The 2,904-nt window shown below is 60.1% G+C and carries 2 protein-coding genes and 1 tRNA gene; 1 reads left to right on the top strand and 2 read right to left on the bottom strand.

Annotated features, from left to right (window positions below; all coding sequences use genetic code 11):
* Positions 1 to 1,575 (bottom strand): peroxidase family protein (locus ACHWRX_RS09620; protein WP_394659024.1); only part of this gene is annotated, 1,575 nt, incomplete at its 3' end.
* A 376-nt stretch (positions 1,576 to 1,951) separates the two neighbouring features.
* Here ACHWRX_RS09620 and pgl point away from each other — a divergent pair.
* Positions 1,952 to 2,662: a 6-phosphogluconolactonase gene (gene pgl / locus ACHWRX_RS09615; protein WP_394659023.1), complete on the top strand. Its 711-nt coding sequence runs from the start codon at positions 1,952 to 1,954 to the stop codon at positions 2,660 to 2,662.
* Positions 2,663 to 2,780: 118 nt separating this feature from the next.
* Here pgl and ACHWRX_RS09610 read toward each other — a convergent pair.
* Positions 2,781 to 2,857: transfer RNA gene (locus tag ACHWRX_RS09610), tRNA-Met, on the bottom strand.
* Positions 2,858 to 2,904 lie beyond the last annotated feature (47 nt).

Below are 2,904 nucleotides of genomic sequence, written 5' to 3'. Positions count from 1 at the left end.
GACCGGTATTGCCCGGCGATTGATCGCCCAGTCCTTTTGCGGTGCCAACGCGATGCGCGCGCCATTCGCTCCCCCGCGCTTGTCCGTGACGCGGAAGGTGGAGGCTGACGAAAAGGCTGCAAAAGCCAGATCCGAAACCGAAAGCCCGGTGTCCAGAATTTGCCGCTTCAGCGCATCGATGTCGGCATCGTCGATGAGCGGGTGATCGACCGGCGGGATCGGATCCTGCCACAGCAAATCGTCCTGTAGCGTCTTTTCAGGGCCGAGATAACGCTCCTTGGGCCCCATGTCGCGGTGCGTGAGCTTGTACCACGCCTTGGAAAATTGCAGTGTGAAGTAATCGAAGTCCGCCAGGAACCGCTCGCAAATCGGGCGATAAACGGGGTCGACCTTCAAAGCCAAGTCGCTGGTCATCATCATCAGCGGATGGGTCTTGCCAGCAATATGGGCATCAGGGGTCTGCGGAGCGGTCTTGTCGACCGGCGTCCACTGCAACGCCCCGGCGGGGCTTCGCGTCTGTTCCCATTCGAACTTGAATAGGTTCTCCAGATAGCTGTTGTCCCACTGGGTCGGGTCAGGCGTCCAGCTGCCTTCAATACCGTTGGTCATCGTGAATTCCCCCGCGCCTGAACCTTCGGGGTTGTGCCAGCCAAGACCCATCTGCTCGAGCGGCGCCATCTCCGGCGGAGCACCGATGCGATCGGCCTTGACCATACCATGGCTCTTGCCAAAGGCGTGACCGCCGGCGATCAGCGCCACGGTTTCCTCATCGTTCATTGCCATGCGGGTGAAGGCGATCCGGATATCGCGTGCCGAGGCCTGCGGGTCGCCGTTTGCGTACGGCCCCTCCGGATTGACGTAGATGAGGGACTGGTGCGTCGCGGCCAGCGGCTGTTCCAGATCGTAGTCAGCGTCACCATTGCTCCCGCGCCAGCGCTTGTCGCGGTTGACCATCTCGTCGAACGAGGAGACGGTGGTCATGTCGACGACTTCGGGGCCCCAGTAGGTGGCGTCATCCGCTTCCCAGGAATCGTGGCGACCGCCGGCAAAGCCGTAAGTGGGGAAGCCCATGATCTCCAAGGCGCAGTTTCCGGTCAGCACCATCAGGTCTCCCCAGGATAGCGCAGCGCCGTACTTCTGCTTGATTGGCCAGATCAATCGGCGCGACTTATCGGTGTTGCCATTGTCCCACCAGCTATCAATCGGTGCGAACCGCTGCATCGCCTCGCCGGCGCCGCCGCGCCCGTCAGCGATGCGGTAGGTGCCCGCGGCATGCCAGGCCATACGGATCATTTGCGGGCCATAATTGCCGTAATCCGATGGCCACCACGCCACCGAACTGGTCAGGAATGTCTTGATCTCCTGCTTCAGAGCCTGAAGATCGATCGCTTCGAAAGCGCTGTTGTAATCGAAATCGCCCAGCGGATTGGCCTGCGGACCGTTGCGATGCAACTGCTCCACGCGCAGGCGGTTGGGATACCAGTCCTGCAATGTCGGCGGGGTGGTTTGCGCGCCACCGATGCGATCTCCGCCAAAAGGGCATTTGCCCGCCAGAACGTCCTTGTAATCATTCATGAGAAGTCTCGCATCGATTAGGGCGAGCACCGCCGTGATGGCCGCATCCGCATGTGCAAGAACGAGGAGGGGGTCCTTCCGTTTCCTCGAGATCATGATTTAAGTTAACATTGCGAATCCCGCGCGCCAACGCGCCGCGAGCCGGTTGGCCCGTTCCACAAGGAAAACGTTCGTTTCCAGATCATACCCACGGCTTTTCGTGGGCCGGCAAAACGCCCTCGACACATTGTGCCCTGCGGCACTCCCCGGTCATACTGGCGAAATTCATGGCACTGGATCACTGCCACTATTGGCCAGGAAATCGGGTTCGGCTAGGAGCCTCCAGGATGATGGCTGGTAACGGCATCAGTTCGAGCCAAGCTATCGAGGAATGTACGTGAGCGAAGAAATTGAATGGTGGGAATATGACGACGCCGCCGAGATGGCGGCAGCCGTCGCCGGTGACGTGGCGTTCATCATCGAAAGCGCAATCGAAGCACGCGGTGCCGCGGTCATCGCGCTAGCGGGCGGGAATACCCCGATACCGATCTACGAAAAGCTGGCATCGGCCAAGCTCAACTGGAAACGCGTCACGATCATCCCCACTGACGAACGCATCGTGGCGCTGGGTGATCCGCTGAGCAATGTGACGGCGGTGGCCAAGTTCTTCTTGCCCAAAGGCGCTCGCGTGATCCCGATCGTGCCCAATGCGCTGGCAGACTATAAAGCGGCGGGCCGTTCCGCAGATGCCTTGATGCAAGACCTTCACTGGCCTCTCGACTTGTGCCTTCTTGGCGTCGGCAGCGATGGACACACCGCTTCCATTTTCCCGGGCCCTGACCTTGAGGAAGCGCTGACCAGCCCGAACGGACGGCGCGCCTTGGGCGTGATGCCAGAGCCTATGCCGACCGATGCCCCCGTGCCACGCGTCACCTTGAGCCTTGCAGCGATAACCACGGCCCGCGCCCTGATGATTGCCGCTACAGGCAAGGAAAAGCGCTCCGTGATCGAGGCCGCCATTAAACAGGGCGAGGGGTCAACATACCCGATCGGAAGAGCGCTTGCTGCTACCGAATTGCCCGTCGATATTCATTGGGCGCCGGCCTGAGTCAATTTTGGTGTGACGTAGTCATTGTGCGCCACTTGCGAAAACAATGGAGTTGCAGGTGGCGTAAATACCGTCGGCTTTGATGGGGCGCAGCGTTGATTTGCCGAATGATTTATATTGGTTGCGGGGGTAGGATTTGAACCTACGACCTTCAGGTTATGAGCCTGACGAGCTACCGGGCTGCTCCACCCCGCGTCACCATGTTGGGCTGTGTGTGCCAGCCCGGGAGCATCTTTATTTGT

The sequence above is a fragment of the uncultured Novosphingobium sp. genome, from assembly GCF_964277725.1.
GTDB lineage: Bacteria > Pseudomonadota > Alphaproteobacteria > Sphingomonadales > Sphingomonadaceae > Novosphingobium > Novosphingobium fluoreni.
The sequence above is the reverse complement of the archived record's forward strand: the minus strand, read 5'-3'. Positions and strand labels throughout refer to the sequence as shown.